The 14,777-nt window shown below is 49.1% G+C and carries 18 protein-coding genes; 11 read left to right on the forward strand and 7 right to left on the reverse strand.

The genetic code is table 11. The features are described from left to right. Positions 1–170: 170 nt before the first annotated feature. From AC3DOM_RS08670 to AC3DOM_RS08690, 5 genes are all read left to right on the forward strand, one after another. Positions 171–1,163 carry a zinc-dependent alcohol dehydrogenase gene (locus AC3DOM_RS08670; protein ID WP_487918647.1) on the forward strand — a complete coding sequence of 331 codons (993 nt, stop codon included), beginning with the start codon at positions 171–173 and terminating at the stop codon, positions 1,161–1,163. A gap of 81 nt (positions 1,164–1,244) precedes the next feature. Further along, a complete protein-coding gene (locus tag AC3DOM_RS08675) occupies positions 1,245–1,622 on the forward strand; it encodes a 6-pyruvoyl trahydropterin synthase family protein (protein WP_487918648.1) in 378 nt (125 codons plus the stop codon). Next, on the forward strand, positions 1,622–2,716 hold the full coding sequence (locus AC3DOM_RS08680) for a glycosyltransferase family 4 protein (RefSeq protein ID WP_487918649.1): 1,095 nt from the start codon (positions 1,622–1,624) through the stop codon (positions 2,714–2,716). Before AC3DOM_RS08675 ends, AC3DOM_RS08680 begins: the two co-directional genes overlap by 1 nt. Next, positions 2,683–3,591, forward strand: coding sequence for a class I SAM-dependent methyltransferase (locus AC3DOM_RS08685; protein ID WP_487918650.1), 909 nt, complete (start codon positions 2,683–2,685; stop codon positions 3,589–3,591). Before AC3DOM_RS08680 ends, AC3DOM_RS08685 begins: the two co-directional genes overlap by 34 nt. Beyond that, positions 3,588–4,253, forward strand: a complete 666-nt coding sequence (locus AC3DOM_RS08690; protein ID WP_487918651.1) for a 2,5-diamino-6-(ribosylamino)-4(3H)-pyrimidinone 5'-phosphate reductase — start codon at positions 3,588–3,590, stop codon at positions 4,251–4,253. Before AC3DOM_RS08685 ends, AC3DOM_RS08690 begins: the two co-directional genes overlap by 4 nt. A gap of 76 nt (positions 4,254–4,329) precedes the next feature. Here the strand turns inward: AC3DOM_RS08690 and AC3DOM_RS08695 are convergent, their stop codons facing one another. Beyond that, positions 4,330–4,779, reverse strand: a complete 450-nt coding sequence (locus tag AC3DOM_RS08695) for a hypothetical protein (protein ID WP_487918652.1) — start codon at positions 4,777–4,779, stop codon at positions 4,330–4,332. Positions 4,780–4,883: 104 nt separating this feature from the next. Between AC3DOM_RS08695 and AC3DOM_RS08700 the strand changes: the two genes are divergently transcribed. Genes AC3DOM_RS08700 through AC3DOM_RS08710 form a run of 3 tightly spaced genes read left to right on the forward strand, consistent with a single transcriptional unit; the run spans position 4,884 to position 6,697 of the window. Continuing rightward, positions 4,884–5,375, forward strand: a complete 492-nt coding sequence (locus AC3DOM_RS08700; RefSeq protein ID WP_487918653.1) for a nitroreductase family deazaflavin-dependent oxidoreductase — start codon at positions 4,884–4,886, stop codon at positions 5,373–5,375. 11 nt (positions 5,376–5,386) lie between these two features. Further along, positions 5,387–6,163 (forward strand): TrmH family RNA methyltransferase, encoded by a 777-nt coding sequence (locus AC3DOM_RS08705; RefSeq protein ID WP_487918654.1) that lies wholly within the window; start codon positions 5,387–5,389, stop codon positions 6,161–6,163. A gap of 33 nt (positions 6,164–6,196) precedes the next feature. After that, positions 6,197–6,697 (forward strand): NUDIX hydrolase, encoded by a 501-nt coding sequence (locus AC3DOM_RS08710; protein ID WP_487918655.1) that lies wholly within the window; start codon positions 6,197–6,199, stop codon positions 6,695–6,697. Between the two features lie 276 nt (positions 6,698–6,973). On the opposite strand, the gene AC3DOM_RS08715 is transcribed toward AC3DOM_RS08710, so the two are convergent. After that, on the reverse strand, positions 6,974–7,879 hold the full coding sequence (locus tag AC3DOM_RS08715; RefSeq protein ID WP_487918656.1) for an alpha/beta hydrolase family protein: 906 nt from the start codon (positions 7,877–7,879) through the stop codon (positions 6,974–6,976). 311 nt (positions 7,880–8,190) lie between these two features. Here AC3DOM_RS08715 and pdhA point away from each other — a divergent pair, with 311 nt between their 5' ends. From pdhA to AC3DOM_RS08730, 3 genes are read left to right on the forward strand one after another with little or no spacing between them, the layout of a single operon-like run. Continuing rightward, entirely contained in the window at positions 8,191–9,147 is a 957-nt protein-coding gene (gene pdhA, locus AC3DOM_RS08720; protein ID WP_487918657.1) for a pyruvate dehydrogenase (acetyl-transferring) E1 component subunit alpha, read from the forward strand. An 8-nt stretch (positions 9,148–9,155) separates the two neighbouring features. Then, positions 9,156–10,130, forward strand: a complete 975-nt coding sequence (locus tag AC3DOM_RS08725) for an alpha-ketoacid dehydrogenase subunit beta (RefSeq protein ID WP_487918658.1) — start codon at positions 9,156–9,158, stop codon at positions 10,128–10,130. Then, the gene (locus AC3DOM_RS08730; RefSeq protein ID WP_487918659.1) at positions 10,130–11,359 is read left to right on the forward strand and encodes a dihydrolipoamide acetyltransferase family protein; all 1,230 of its coding nucleotides are present in this window, start codon (positions 10,130–10,132) and stop codon (positions 11,357–11,359) included. Before AC3DOM_RS08725 ends, AC3DOM_RS08730 begins: the two co-directional genes overlap by 1 nt. Positions 11,360–11,410: 51 nt before the next feature. Here AC3DOM_RS08730 and AC3DOM_RS08735 read toward each other — a convergent pair whose 3' ends face one another. The 5 genes from AC3DOM_RS08735 to AC3DOM_RS08755 all read right to left on the reverse strand — a co-directional run bounded on the left by AC3DOM_RS08735 (position 11,411) and on the right by AC3DOM_RS08755 (position 14,772). Continuing rightward, positions 11,411–11,623, reverse strand: coding sequence for a hypothetical protein (locus tag AC3DOM_RS08735; protein ID WP_487918660.1), 213 nt, complete (start codon positions 11,621–11,623; stop codon positions 11,411–11,413). A 23-nt stretch (positions 11,624–11,646) separates the two neighbouring features. Then, the gene (locus AC3DOM_RS08740) at positions 11,647–11,997 is read right to left on the reverse strand and encodes a hypothetical protein (RefSeq protein WP_487918661.1); all 351 of its coding nucleotides are present in this window, start codon (positions 11,995–11,997) and stop codon (positions 11,647–11,649) included. Between the two features lie 351 nt (positions 11,998–12,348). Then, positions 12,349–13,575, reverse strand: a complete 1,227-nt coding sequence (locus tag AC3DOM_RS08745; protein WP_487918662.1) for an NAD(P)-binding domain-containing protein — start codon at positions 13,573–13,575, stop codon at positions 12,349–12,351. A 59-nt stretch (positions 13,576–13,634) separates the two neighbouring features. Further along, on the reverse strand, positions 13,635–14,018 hold the full coding sequence (locus tag AC3DOM_RS08750; protein WP_487918663.1) for a hypothetical protein: 384 nt from the start codon (positions 14,016–14,018) through the stop codon (positions 13,635–13,637). Positions 14,019–14,064: 46 nt separating this feature from the next. After that, on the reverse strand, positions 14,065–14,772 hold the full coding sequence (locus tag AC3DOM_RS08755) for a peroxiredoxin-like family protein (protein WP_487918664.1): 708 nt from the start codon (positions 14,770–14,772) through the stop codon (positions 14,065–14,067). Between the last annotated feature and the right edge of the window lie 5 nt (positions 14,773–14,777).

The following is a 14,777-nucleotide window of genomic DNA, read 5'->3' on the forward strand; positions in this document are numbered from 1 at the left end:
CAAAGGGCATGATTCTTTCTCGAACCCAATGTGCAACGCATCTTAAAGATGCAATTCACATTTCACTTGTTTTTAGGATAGGTTCAAAGTTCTTCCAAACCTTATTGCACCTCACTAACTAACTTTAAAGCTTATTGGATATTAGCCAAGAAATGGGGTATAAATTTCCTATGAAAAATCGCCAGGCCCTCTATTTTGAAGCACCAAATCAGGTCTCTATTCACGAGGAGCAGATGCCTGCCCCGGCGGAGGATCAAGCCTTCGTTCGGACGCACCTCTCGGCGATCAGTGCGGGTACAGAGATGCTCTTTTATCGGGGGCAGTTCCCCAAAGATTTGGCAGTGGATGAAAATATTGCCTTCCTCCAGGAGCAGAATGCGGAATATCCGCTAAAATATGGCTATGCTGCGGTCGGCGTTATTGAAAAAGTTGGCGAAAATATCCCGGAAATCTTGTTGGGGAGACGTGTCTTTTCCTTTCAGGCCCATCAGAGCCATTTTCTTGCCAAAGAGAGCGAGCTTTTTTTGATCCCGGATGACATCTCGAATGAAGAGGCCGTCTTTATGCCAAATATGGAGACGGCCCTAAATCTCGTCATGGATGCCCGTCCCCTGATCGGGGAGAGAGTGATCGTTTTTGGGCAAGGCATTATTGGCTTGTTGACGACGGCCTTGCTGAGCCAATTTCCGTTGAAGAATTTGGTAGTTGTTGACCCCTATCCATTTCGGCGGAAAACTGCGCTTAGCCTCGGAGCAGATGAAGCTTTCGCTCCCGGAGCGGTTGAAGATGGGAATTTTGACCTTGCCCTTGAACTTTCCGGTGTACCTGAGGCGCTGAATCAGGCGATAGACAAAGTCGGCTTTGGCGGGAGAGTCATCGTCGGATCATGGTATGGACAGAAGCCTGTCACCCTCGATTTGGGTGGACGCTTTCACCGGAATCGTATCCAATTGATCAGTAGCCAGGTCAGCACAATTGCCCCAAATCTTAGTGGACGCTGGGATAAATCCCGGCGGTTTGAATTGGTCTGGGAGATGTTGAGGCAAGTTAGACCAGGTAAATTGATCTCGCTGCGCATCCCGCTTGGAGAGGCTGAGCAGGCCTATCTCATGCTTGACACAAATCCACAGGATCTTTTACAAGTCGTTTTTGAATATCCATAGTTTTCACCACGAAGACACAGAGAACACAAAGAAAAACTTTGTGAGTTTTGTGCCTTTGTGGAGCTTTTTTGGAGGAACACCATGTACACTGTCGCCGTAAAATGTAATTTTATTGCTCAGCATTTTCTGATCGGAGGAGATTGGGGGGCAGAGAATGAACTCCATTCCCATCATTATCAGATCGAATTACAACTTGAGGGGACCAGCCTCGACGAACACGGGTACCTCGTGGATATTGTTGATATCGAGGCCAATTTGGAGGCACTTATTGCAGAATACCGTGAAAATACACTGAATGAGCTGCCGGCCTTTAAGGGGTTGAATCCATCTGTTGAACATTTTTCCCGAATCCTGTGTGAGACTTTGCAAAAAAAGATAGCTGCACCGAATATTTCCGCCTTTGTTGTCAAGCTTTGGGAAGGCGAAATTGCCTGGGCATCGTATAGGCTGGGGCGTTAATGCGTGTTGGACTACTGATCTATGGCAATCTGGATACGCTTTCTGGCGGCTATCTTTATGATCGTAAACTTGTTAGGTATTTGCAGGACCATGGTGACGATGTGGAAATCATTTCGCTCCCGTGGCGCAATTATGCTGCTCATCTCGGAGATAATCTTTCTGCCACACTCCTGCGACGATTGGCTGGCTCCCGTTTTGATGTGCTGATCCAGGATGAGTTAAATCATCCCTCGCTCTTCTTGCTGAACCGCCGATTAAGAGATCGTATCAGCTGTCCGATCATTTCCATTGTGCACCATTTGCGCTCCAGTGAAAAACGGAGGGATTGGCAAAATTGTCTTTACCGTCTCCCGGAAAGAGCCTATCTGCAAAGTGTGGATGGCTTTATCTTCAACAGTCAAACTACGCGGAATGTTGTTGAGGAAACGATTGGCAAATCCCGCCCTCACGTAGTCGCGTACCCTGCTGGAAATCGTCTCGAACCCCAAATTGATCAAGCGGAAATTTCTGCTCGGGCTAGAGAAAAAGATCCCCTAAAAATCGTTTTTTTGGGTAGCGTCATTCCTCGCAAGAATCTACACACTTTGCTCGATGCGCTTTCCCAGCTTACCCCGGGAAGTTATCAACTATCGGTGATCGGTGGCCTCGATGTAGATCGCGACTATGTTCAGCGAATCCGGCGTCAGGTAGCTGACCTCGGTCTTGAGAGGCGAGTTACTTTTTTCGGAGCAATGCATGATAAAAATCTAAGAGCCGCTCTCCAGGAGAATCATATTTTATTGATGCCCTCCTCTTATGAAGGATTTGGGATTGCCTATCTCGAGGGGATGGGTTTCGCTCTCCCAGCCATTGCCAGCAAGGAGGGAGCAGCGCATGAGATCATCACGCATAATGTGGATGGCTTTCTCATTGAGGCGGAAAATGCCTCCTCCTTGGCGGGGCATCTGCGGGAATTGACATCGAATCGGGAAAAACTCATCCAAATGAGTCTCGCCGCCAGAAAACGTTACCTTGCACACCCTACCTGGGATCAAAGCATGGCAAACATCAGGGAATTTTTATGGAAGATTACACAAACTTTATCCGCTACCTAACGGCAAAAAAAAGCGTGGATGACCGCGCCCTTAATCAACAGCTTTGGGATCAGCTCTCAGCGTTAATAAAAGATACCGAAAAGCCCCTCCGGATATTGGAAATTGGCGGTGGGATTGGCACGATGATTGAGCGTTTGCTGGAGAGGCAAGTTTTGCAGAATGCCGAATATACTTTGCTCGATGAGCAATCAGAAAATATCGCAGAAGCTCGTCGGCGATTGCCAGCCTGGGCGGAAAAGCACGGGTTTGATGCGGTTTGGGAAAAAGATGCCTTGCTTCTCCAAAAAAATGCCCGTAAATTGAAAATCACTTTTCTTGCTGAAGATATCTTCACCTTTCTTGAATCGCAATCTGCCTCCCAAAAATGGGATTTGATCATCGCGCACGCTTTTCTTGATCTGGTAGATATTCCAGCAGCATTGCCACAGTTTTTCGACCTGTTGCGTTCCGGTGGCCACTTCTACTTTACGATCAATTTTGATGGCGAAACCATCTTTGAACCGCAGATTCCCAATGATGCCCAGATCATGGCCCGCTACCAACATACCATGGATACTCGTCTCACAAACGGCAAACTATCCGGAGATAGCCGTGCTGGGAGGCATCTTTTTGACCATCTCAAAGCGGCGGGCGGCGAAATTCTTGCAGCGGGCAGCTCTGATTGGGTTGTGTTTTCTGGGGCAGGAGGCTATCCCGCTGATGAAGCGTACTTCCTTCATTTCATACTCAATACCATCCAAAATGCGCTCGGCGGTGACGCGGATACCGATCAGGACCACCTGGATGCCTGGGCGAGTGCCCGCCACGCCCAGGTCAGGGATGGTACGCTGATCTATATCGCCCATCAACTTGATTTTCTGGGGAGCGTCCAATGAAAGTGATATTAAATGTCGCCATGACTCTCGATGGAAAAATCGACAGCGTTGCGCGCCAGGGAGCCTCAATTTCTTCGGAGGATGATTGGGAGAGGGTGGATCGCCTTCGGGCAGCCCAGGATGCGATCATCGTTGGTGGACGGACCTTACTTGACGATGATCCGCGCCTTTTGGTGAAATCTGATTCCTTACGTGCAGAACGGGTTGCGATTGGATCTTCACCAAATCCCGCAAAAGTGGGGATCATTTCAAACGCAACTTTGTCTGTTAAAAGCCGCTTTATGACTGCTGGTGAGGCAACTATTATCATCTTTACCTCACGGCGGACTTCCGAAACCCAGCTCACAACCTTGCGAGATGCAGGTGCGCAAGTTTTTGTGCTGGGCGAATCCCGTGTAAATTTAGCTGCCGCGATGGAGACCCTTGCTGAGCAGGGCATTGAAAAAGTTTTGGTCGAGGGCGGAGGCAGTCTGAACGCTGCATTGCTTGCTAAGGGGCTTGTGGATGAAGTCCAGGTCTATATCGCTCCGCTCATCTTTGGCGGGGCGACCGCGCCCACCCTCGCTGATGGAGATGGGATTCTGATGGATGTTAAATTGGATTTGCTTTCGGTGGATAAATTAAATGATGGGGGAGTCTTGCTGAAGTATCGCGTGGATTAATTTTCATCAGTTATTAAAAAGGAAAAAACCCCTTGCAGTTTTGAGCAAAGGGCTTCTTTGTCTACCAATATGTGTTTTAAATATCTTCAAAACGAAGATTAATATTTACGCTTTCGCCCAGATCGACACCTTGAACAACAATCGCTTTTCCGCTGGGATGGCCATCAAAAACAACACTGAATCCTGTATCTTCAAAGGATGTCAGGATTTCTCGTTCAACATAGCCGAGCTCAGTAAAGGCAAATCTATAAAAGGTAATTGCATCGGATAGGCTAAGTGTGGTCTGAAAGTTGATCGACCCATTTCCCAGATCCATTACTGACCCCTCATCAACATCTTTTGGAAGTGGGAAATCATATTCTGCTCCCGTCGAGACTGGTGGCTCTTTAGCAGATACTTCAGGGGCAGAGAGGGTTGCCTGGGCAGGTGTCGCAACTTCAGCAATTGTGGTTGTTTTGTCACCGCATGCCGCAGTCAGAGCGAGAAGAAGGATCATTATTACGAAAAGCGAGGGTTTTCTTTGCATAGTGAACTCCTTTTTGTCAACAGTAAATTGATTGGGATTATAGCATGGGACGCATTTAGGACAGGGGTATAATTCTGTAATTCAATCTTGTGCAGGAGAATCTAATGAGCAGAATGACAGGAAAACCAATGCGCGAACGACCTCTCTTAAGAGCCTTTATGCGCTTCCCGATCTATCTATATCGTGCCCGCCTGGGCTGGTTATTTGGTGAACGGTTTTTGATGCTTAGCCACACTGGAAGAAAAAGTGGAATAAAACGTTATGTTGTTCTTGAGGTGGTTAATCAGGATGACGAAAATAAAAATTTCTACGTTGCTGCGGCCTGGGGGAAAAAGGCGGATTGGTATAGGAATATTCTCGTAACCCCGAAAGTAACAGTTCAGGTAAAAAACCAGCAATATTCAGCCTATGCTGAAAAAATTTCACCGGAAGCTGCACTTGAAAATTTATGGGCATACGCCCAGAAATACCCGGCGGCGTTTACCCAGTTGATCAAAACAATATTAGGAGAGAGCCTTCCACCTGATTATGAAACTTGCCAAAAAATGGCTGAAGCCATTCCTCTTGTTGCCCTAAAAACTAATATCCCTGCATGAGAGAGAAGGAAATGATCACCAGCCGGAGCAATCCCCTGGTTAAGGAATTCCGCGCACTTGATCAGCGAAAAAACCGCTCAGAAAGAGGGCTTTTTCTCGTGGAGGGGATTCACAATGTCGGGGCGGCAGTTGAAGCAGACTGGGTTATAGAAAACCTTCTTTACGCGCCCGATCTCCTCACCAGCGATTACGCACATGACCTGATCGCTGCTTCCGTTAAAAAGGATATTCGCTGCCAATCGGTATCTGCCGATGTCTTCCACTCATTTGCCAGTAAAGAAAACCCTCAGGGGATTCTTGCCTCTGTCCATCAACGAGAACTACATCTTGAAGAGCTTTCGGAATTTGAACATCTTGCTGCAATTATTGCTCCACAAGACCCTGGCAACCTTGGGACTATCCTTCGGACCCTGGACGCGGTCGGTGCAAATGGTTTAGTTTTGCTTGAGGGTGGCGTAGACCTCTACCATCCCAAGGTTGTGAGGGCCAGTATGGGTGCTCTCTTTTGGGTACCAGTGGTGCGGACCACCTTTGATGGTTTTGCATCCTGGGGAAAATCATCTTCTTTTCAATTAATCGGAACCTCTGCTCACGGCGAAACCGATTTGTCTTCACTCGAGCTAAATAATAAAAAGTGGATATTGCTCCTGGGTAACGAACAAAAGGGGCTTTCCAGAGAGCAAATTGCCGCCTGTGACGATCTTGTCGCACTCCCAATGCGCGGACGAGGAAGATCGCTTAATCTCGCTGTTGCAGCGGGTGTTCTCTTGTATGGGTTGATGAAATAGGATTATTCCACCCTTTAACTATTTGGAGATCATATGCCAGTTTCAGATCAGGGTCTTAGCCTGGACCGCTACAACTGTATTCCGCGAACGCTGATCTTTTTAATGCGAGATGAAAAAGTACTGCTTCTTAAAGGCGCACCAAGCAAACGTATTTGGGCGAATAAATACAACGGCGTGGGGGGGCATGTTGAACGCGGAGAGGATTTGCTCTCTGCTGCCCAGCGCGAGCTTGGCGAGGAAACGGGTCTCTCTGCCGATTTGCGATTGGTTGGTACGCTGATGGTTGACATTGAGCCCAGAGCTGGAATTTGTATCTCTGTTTATGTTGGGGAAAATATTGAGGGTCAACTGAAATATTCAGAGGAGGGTGCGCAAGAATGGATTCCCCTTGAGGCGTTGGGCAGCTATCCATTAGTGGAAGATGTTGCCGTTTTACTCGAGAGGATCCACAAAATGCAACCCGGTGACCCACCTTTTTCGGCACGCTCCTTTTATGACAACGATGAGAAGCTAATCGTTCGATTTGGAAAATAGAGAGCGAAAGAGATAATTTATTTAAAAAGGGAAGTCACCAAAGGGACGCAAACCCTAAGAGCAAATTGTCAATTTTCTCTCCCTTTAATGAATAGACCACTTGCAAAAGTCCCTTTTTGAAACTGCTCTAGCCGACGTCCTTCGCGCAGCATCCTTTAGGGCGGCGGTGGGGACGCCGCCGGGAGCACATATGCAATAGGTTTAATGAGTGCTTTGCCGGCCTGTCTGAAATATGGATGCAAAGCACTTATTTTTTAATTTGAATAAAACAGATATTTACACATCCATCTCAAATACGATCATTAGCCAATCAAGGATTACCTGCCCAATTCCTTCCGGGATATTTGGTTGCTGAAGGAGTTCATCTCCGTGATCTCTTCCTGGATAGATGACAGTTTTGTAATATGTACCGGCTGCGCTGTTGCAGGCAGCCGCTGAAGTGCCATCACCTTCAGAGGCAATACAGGTGACCGGTTTTTTCTCAGCATCCAGTCTTTTAACCTCATCCGAATAAGTGAGAGTTAAATAACTGCCGGGGGAGAGCGAAAGCGCACCAAGGCAACCCTCTGCACAACCATCAACAACCCCGTCTGAGCCGATGCTCGATCCTATTCCAGCTATACGCGATGGATCCACACCCTCGATAGTTTTTACGAATTCATATGCAGTCTTTGCGTCCAAAAGCCCACCATCACGGCTGAATGAGCCGCTGCTTTCCCCAAATCCGCGAAAATCAAACGTGAAGACAGCAAATGATGTATCTTCTGGCATGACAGGGTAAATCGCGCTTTGCCGGGACGATTTTTGGATCCCGCCTACACCGCGATTTTGCAGCCAGGCGATCATCCCGTTATTCTGCCAGTCAGTCTGATCACCGCCCGCCCAATGCATCAATACAACCACTGGGGCATCTGGGACGGAAGCCGGATAATAATAGCCGACCAGGGAAGCACCATCAGAGGCTTCGAATTCCATGCGTTGTGCATCCGGCGGCAGAGGGACAAAATCAGGTTCCGGAACCGCAGTCGGTTCTGGGTCCACCGATGGCTCTAGGGCTGGGGGAGGGGCATCTTCGACAGGTGGGGGGGCATCTGATGCTTCTGGAACAGGAGCACCGCCTCCACATGAGGCAAGCACCAGGGCTAATAAAAGAACGATACAAAAAGGATATTTTGTCTTCATTTCTGTCTCCTGTGATTTTATATGACGAAGAAGAAAGCACTTACCTTATCCATTATACGGAGGTCAATACTTTGATTCAACTCCTTTGTGAAATTGGTTATCATTAAATTTCAAACTTATTATTGGCAACGTGTGAAAATTCTTTTAGAATTCATATAAAAAAGGTGTGAAAAATCAGATATAATATACGCAAGAATTATCCCATCATCGCAATTATAAAGTAGCCGACGAGGAAAACTCCCGGCTTTTATTTTGTCAGAATATAGATGGTCGATTGAACATAAACTTCAAAAGATTTATACGGAGAAATTATGAATAAAGAAAAAAAACTCCAAATGTATAGGGAGATGGTATTGATCCGCCGTCTGGAAAAACGCGGCGCGGAACTGTACCAGGCTGGCAAGATCGGTGGTTTTATGCACCTTTACATCGGTCAGGAAGCCGTTTCAACGGGAATAGTCGCGGCGCGGGAGCCCAGGGATCGTGTGATAACAGCCTATAGGGATCATGGCGTGGCCCTCAATTGCGGTATTTCGGCGAATGAAGTCATGGCAGAACTGCTTGGTAAAGCGACCGGCATGTCGAAGGGAAAAGGCGGTTCAATGCATATGGCCGACCCGGACAAGAATATGTGGGGCGGGCATGCCATCGTAGGCGGACATTTACCGATTGCCTCCGGGATGGCGCTTGGTGATCAATATGCAGGAAATGACAATGTCACCATTTGTATGTTTGGTGAGGGGGCGACCAATATTGGCTACTTCCACGAGGCACTGAATCTCTCGAAAATCTGGGGCTTGCGCGTATTATGGGTTTGTGAGAATAACGAGTATGGGATGGGTACTGCTGTAAATCGCGCTTCAGCCGTTTCCGATATTCGCCAAAAGGCTGAAGGATATCGAATGAAGAATGGTAGAGTAAATGGCAGGGATGTTTTGAAAGTCCACGATGCGGCCAAAGAGGCGATCGATTATGTTCGCACGAATAGTGAGCCATATTTACTGGAGGTTGAAACATACCGTCTCCGCGGCCACTCAATGGGGGATCCGGAACGATACCGCACACAGGATGAGGTCCTGAAACGGAAGGAAAATGAACCGATCAGAACCTTCCGCAAGCAATTGCTTGCCAAAAAGACCACCACCGCGAAGAAGCTTGATGAAATCGATGCTGAAGTCGATGTTGAAGTACAGAAGGCAATTGAATTTGCAGAAGCAAGCCCGGAGCCGGCACCTGAAGCGCTCTGGGAGAATGTTTACGTGGAGTAAGGGATATTATGGCTAAAATTACAATGCGGGAAGCAATTTCCCAGGCCCTGATGGAAGAAATGGACCGTGATCCGTCTGTCTTTATCATGGGCGAAGAGGTGGGTGTTTGGGGCGGCACATACGCAGTAACAAAAGGGTTTTATGATAAATACGGCCCTGAACGTGTCAAGGATACGCCCATCGCTGAAAACGCCATTATTGGTGGCGCGATAGGCGCAGCCATGGTGGGGCAGCGCCCGATTGCCGAGCTGATGACGATAAATTTTGCCTTTTCGGCAATGGATTATATTGTCAATCAGGCCCCCAAATTGCATTATATGTTTGGAGGGCAATTCAAAGTCCCGATGGTGATCCGGGCTGTCGGCGGGGGTGGACGCCAGCTTGGCGCCACGCACTCCCAAACTCCGGATGTGATCTTCGCTCATTTCCCGGGACTGAAGGTGGTCAGCCCCGGTACGCCGGAGGACGCCAAAGGCCTGCTCAAGAGCGCCATCCGTTCTGATGATCCGATCATGTTTATCGAGAATGCGACCATGTACCAGATCCGTGGAGAGGTGCCTGAGGGTGAATATACCATTCCGATCGGTGTTTCCAAGATCCAGCGCCCAGGTAACGATGCGACCATCGTCACCTATGCCAAGGGATTGGAGCTATCGATGCAAGCTGCCGACCAACTGGCAAAAGAAGGTATCCAGGTTGAAATTGTCGACCTGCGTAGCCTGCGACCCCTCGATATGGGACCTGTTCTGGAGTCCTTCAAGAAAACCAATCGGGCCGTGATCGTTGAAGAGGGCTGGAAATCCTACGGCATTGGTGCCGAAATTGCCACCCGAATTTACACAGATGCCTTTGATTATGTCGATGCCCCTATTTTACGAGTTGCCCAAAAAGAAGTCCCGCTCCCCTATAACCGAACCTTGGAGCAATCGGCCCTTCCGCAAGTGACGGATATTGTGGCTGCGGTGAAGGAAGTGATGAAATAATGGCTGAAATCATGAATATGCCCAAATTGGGTTTCGACATGGCTGAGGGCACGCTTATTCAATGGGCCAAGGCTGAGGGCGATACAGTCTCCAAAGGGGATGTGTTGGCTGATATCGAAACGGATAAGGTTACTGTCGAGATCGAGGCAACGGCCGACGGAACGATCCTGAAGTTGCTTGTCAATGAAGGCGACATCGTTCCGGTGACGGCCCCGATCCTGATCATCGGAGAGCCTGGGGAAGAGGTGGATCTTCCAGTTGCCGGGGAAAGCGAAACCTCAGTAGATGCTGAAGTGGAAGTTCCCTCGGTTCAAGCGACGCCCAGCCCTGCCCCCGTTGAAGCAGCAACCCCTGATCTTCAACCTGATCTCGTCAAAGCTTCGCCGCTCGCAAAAAAAGTTGCCCGTGATAAAAATGTGAATTTGAGTCAGATCGCCGGCACTGGCCCCGGGGGACGAATCGTCCGGCGTGATGTTGAGGCAGCGGCAGCAAGTGGACAGGCGAGTGTGTCCCTGTCAGCTCCCGCCTTTATGGCAGTTTCCCGCGAAGATAAGAATGTCCCGCTGACAAGATTACGTCAGGCTATCGGACGTCGTCTCGTGGAAGTCAACCAGGAAGTTCCCCAATTCTTTGTGACCCATGATTATAAAATGGAAGCCATTTTGGCCATGCGATCAGAGATCAACAGCGTTTTGCCAGAGGGAGAGAAGCTCTCGGTGAACGATTTTGTAGTCAAGGCTGTCGCGTTGACTTTACGGGAATTCCCCAATTTGAATGCTTCCCTGGTTGGTAATTCTGTCACCCACCACGGCGCGATCAATGTTGGAAACGCGGTCGCCGTCGAAGGTGGCCTGTTGACCGTGGTCTGCAAAAATGCGGATCAAAAATCCCTGCGCCAGATCTCGCTGGAAGTCAAAACGATGGCTTCGCAGGTGCGGGCTGGCAAGATCAGACCGGATGATATCGAAGGCTCGACCTTCTCGATCAGCAATCTCGGGATGTTTGAAGTCGAACATTTCATCGCCATCATCAATCCGCCCGAAGCAGCCATCCTGGCGCTTGGTTCTGCTATGGAAGTCCCCGTCGTGGAAGAGGGCGAGATCAAGGCTGGCTGGCGAATGAAAGCGACCATCTCGGTTGACCACCGGATCAGTGATGGGGCCGAGGCAGCCCAATTCATGCAGGCGCTGGCAAAATATATTGAGACCCCGCTGCTGATGATGGCATAATAAACGTAAAGACTTCCGAAGTTTTCAAAACTTCGGAAGTCTTTTTATAAGCTAAGAACCAACGCTAATATACAACGCCTGCAGGAACTGCGGCTTATCCTCCACAGCGATCCGGGCAACTGTCTTGAAATCGCTTAACCATGCAGAGACCGCCTCTATCGCGGCATCGCGCTCTTTGGTTGCCTCTTTCGCCTCCCCCATTTCTTGCTCTTGTTGGCTGTTCAGGGTGAAACTTTGCTCCACCTGGGTCTGTGCTCCGTCCAATGTTGCCTACAAATACCTTCCCACTATGAAAAAGCTGATGCAAACGGAGAAACCATAAAGAACCATATCCACGAAATGAGCCCAAATAGAATGCTAACTACCCCAAAAATGATTCCTGTGATAGCGACCATCTTTTTCACCTTGGCCTTGATTCCTGCAATAAGGCTTAGCAAACCCCAGGGTAGTGCCAAATATAGCCCAAATAAAAATACAGTTCGCCCGGTCGTTACATCAACAACACCGTGAGACTCCGAAACTAACATTTTTACAATTCCTGAACCGATCAATAAAATGGAAATACCCAACCCAATGATAATTCCAGCCGACCAATTGGTTTTCGCGCCTGGTTTAGCTTTCACATTTGATTTTGACATGCTTTGTGATCTCTAATTATTTTGAAAAACCCCCCAACGGTTTGCGTACGCCCCGCATGCTCTCTGCGGTGTATACCCCTTCAGGACACAGGTTTGCTGGTGGGTGGACGTGGACAATGTTTGGAAGCAGGAAAAACTCGAAGCCAGCCTGTCCTGGCCGACAGGCCAGGGAAAAATGCTTGAAAATGCCGCAGACTCCCACACTGCCTGCCCTGAGCCTTGTCGAAGGGTCAGGTGCACGCGGTGTTAGCCCGTGCCCGTTGGTCTGAATGTAATGCCAGATGTCGCTACATGTGCGGAGTTGATCGGCGGTGCATAACCCGCTGAGGATTTCATACCTCTGCCCAGCCGCTACTGATCCTTCGCCGTGATCGCCGAAGCAATATGCGCCGCGTCGTCGCCGACCCCAACGAGCAGTCCGGATTTAACCGTGTGCAGGAAAGGGAGTCCAACGAAATAAAGCCCCGGAAACTCGGTGACGCCGCGCTTCTGCACCGGATATCCATCTTCGTCGAAGACGGGAAGCTTTACCAGACCAAAGTCAAACTTGTAGCTCGTTGCCCAAATCACTGTTGTGATGCCGGCGGACTTGAGATCCAACTCAAGAATCTCTTTTGCCTCATAGCCATCCCTCAAATTGGGAAGGGTTTCAGTGGGCGCATCCAACTCTTTCCTCTCGACGTATTCATCAATCTGTTTCACAAGATCGGCTTCGAACTTGTCGGCTTTGGCAAGACTCTCTTTCAGATCCGGGGCTAGAACGATCCGAGTCCCTTTAGCGCTATGAATGTGACCTAGCAAGACCACGCCATCCCTCGCAAATTGATGCAGGTTGATCGTGTGACCTCCATCTTTTCCTGTGCCATGCGCGCTCCCCGCGAACTTGGCTTTCGGCGTTGGAAGGTTCTCTACCGTCCGGTTATTGAAGCCCAACTCATGCAACCACCGCGTGATGTCTTTGCCCCGATAGCGGCGCGGGAGACGAGGGGCACTGCCCACAGACAGGTAAACCTTGCGTCCCGTCTGATAGAGTTCTTCGGCAATCTGGCAGCCGGATTGCGCCGACCCGACGACAAGCGCCGCGCCATCAGGCAGCGCTTTCGGATTTCGGTATTCGCTGGAATGAAACTGGTGGATCTCCGCTGACAGGTTGGCGCTGAACGCGGGGATTTTCGGCTGTTGGAACATGCCAGTGGCAATAACCACATTGGCTGCTTCGAATTTTTGCTTCTCAGTGGTCACCAGGTATCCGAGTTTGATAGGTTCGACCGATGTCACCCGGCATCCGTATCGAATCGGCAAGTCAAATCGCTTGATGTAGTCTCCAAAGTAGGCGATGATATCGTCTCTGCTCGTAAAGCCGTCTGGATTATCGCCCTGGTACTCTGCTCCAGGGAGTCGGATCATCCAGTTTGGTGTGATCAGCGTGAATGAGTCCCATCGCTCCCGCCAAGCCTTTGCGGCTCGGTCTGCCTGCTCCAGGATTATGTGTTCGCGGCCCCGCTGTTTCAAGTAGTAGCTGGTGGAGAGCCCGCCCTGGCCGCCGCCGATGATGATAGTGTCTACGTGTGTAGTCATGTCGTTTGCCTTGTCTGGGCGATTAAGCCCTGGATAATTTGGATGCGATCTTAGTGAGATTACTCAATGCCCGGAAGCCGGCTAAAGCCGACGAATCGAGGCGTTACGGAAATGACAGCCCCCTGGGATGAGAGTCGTCGCATCCCTTCCATGACAGCCTCGCTTGGCTGGCCGTAGATATCGACACGCGTGGTTGTGGTGTATTGCATCACATCGCGCATGTATGGGTCGGCGAGTTGCCAATGAGTCAGGATTGATTCTGAGTCTCGGTGAATCTGGATTCCGTGTGCACGCATCTCACTCTCAGCGATGCAGACCTCTGCCATCAGCTGAGGACCGTTGGTCTCAAGGAAATCTATTGACTTTCGAACCGCCTCTTTGAACTTCTCGATGGCGCCGTTCTCGATCTGAAAGGTTGTGATAAAGACTATGGGGACAGACATTTTTTCTCCTTACTCACTGGCATTTTGAATCTGACAGGAGTTATCGTTATTGGTTTTCCCAAATGGCTTCCTTGATCGCTCCGACTAACACCAATGGATTCGGCCAATCTTCGCAATACTGATAACGGTAAGCAAGACGAATTATTCCTGTTTTATCCACTACAAATTCTCCTGGCAATTGCCAAGGGCTATCCACTGTTGCGCGTTCTGTGCCGTGTCGGGACTTTTGCAAATTTACTCCAGCGTTCATGTCGTTTTGCAAGAATTCATCGGGAGCGTCGAAAACAATTTGGGATGGTTTGCCTTCAAGTAGGTCATAGGCTTGATACACTTTGTAGGTTGGGTCACATAGCACTGAGCATGGCAGGTTATGTTTTTGGATATAAGCGGCGGCGCGTTCGGGTTCGCCTTGTCCAATGACAAGCACATTTGCGCCTAACTTAATATAGTCGGAGTATTCATTTAGTAAGCGTTTGGCGCGATCCATCCCACAACTGCACCCATAGTGCCGCCAGAACAAAAGCAATGCTGGTTTGTTGTTCCAGAAATCGTGCAAATGCGCTGTGGCTCCCGTTGAATCTTGTAATTCAAAATCAGGAGCCATGTCGCCAACTTGCAAGGGGATTTTATTCCAGCGCAAACGAGTAGGTCCGTTTTTCCAAAGGTTAAGCCATTCTTCTTCGGCAGACTTTATTTGTAACTCTAAATTTCCTGACATTATTTTCTCCTCAGTAATTTGGATACGAATACTCATAATAA

Source organism: Candidatus Desulfolinea nitratireducens (assembly GCF_982879505.1).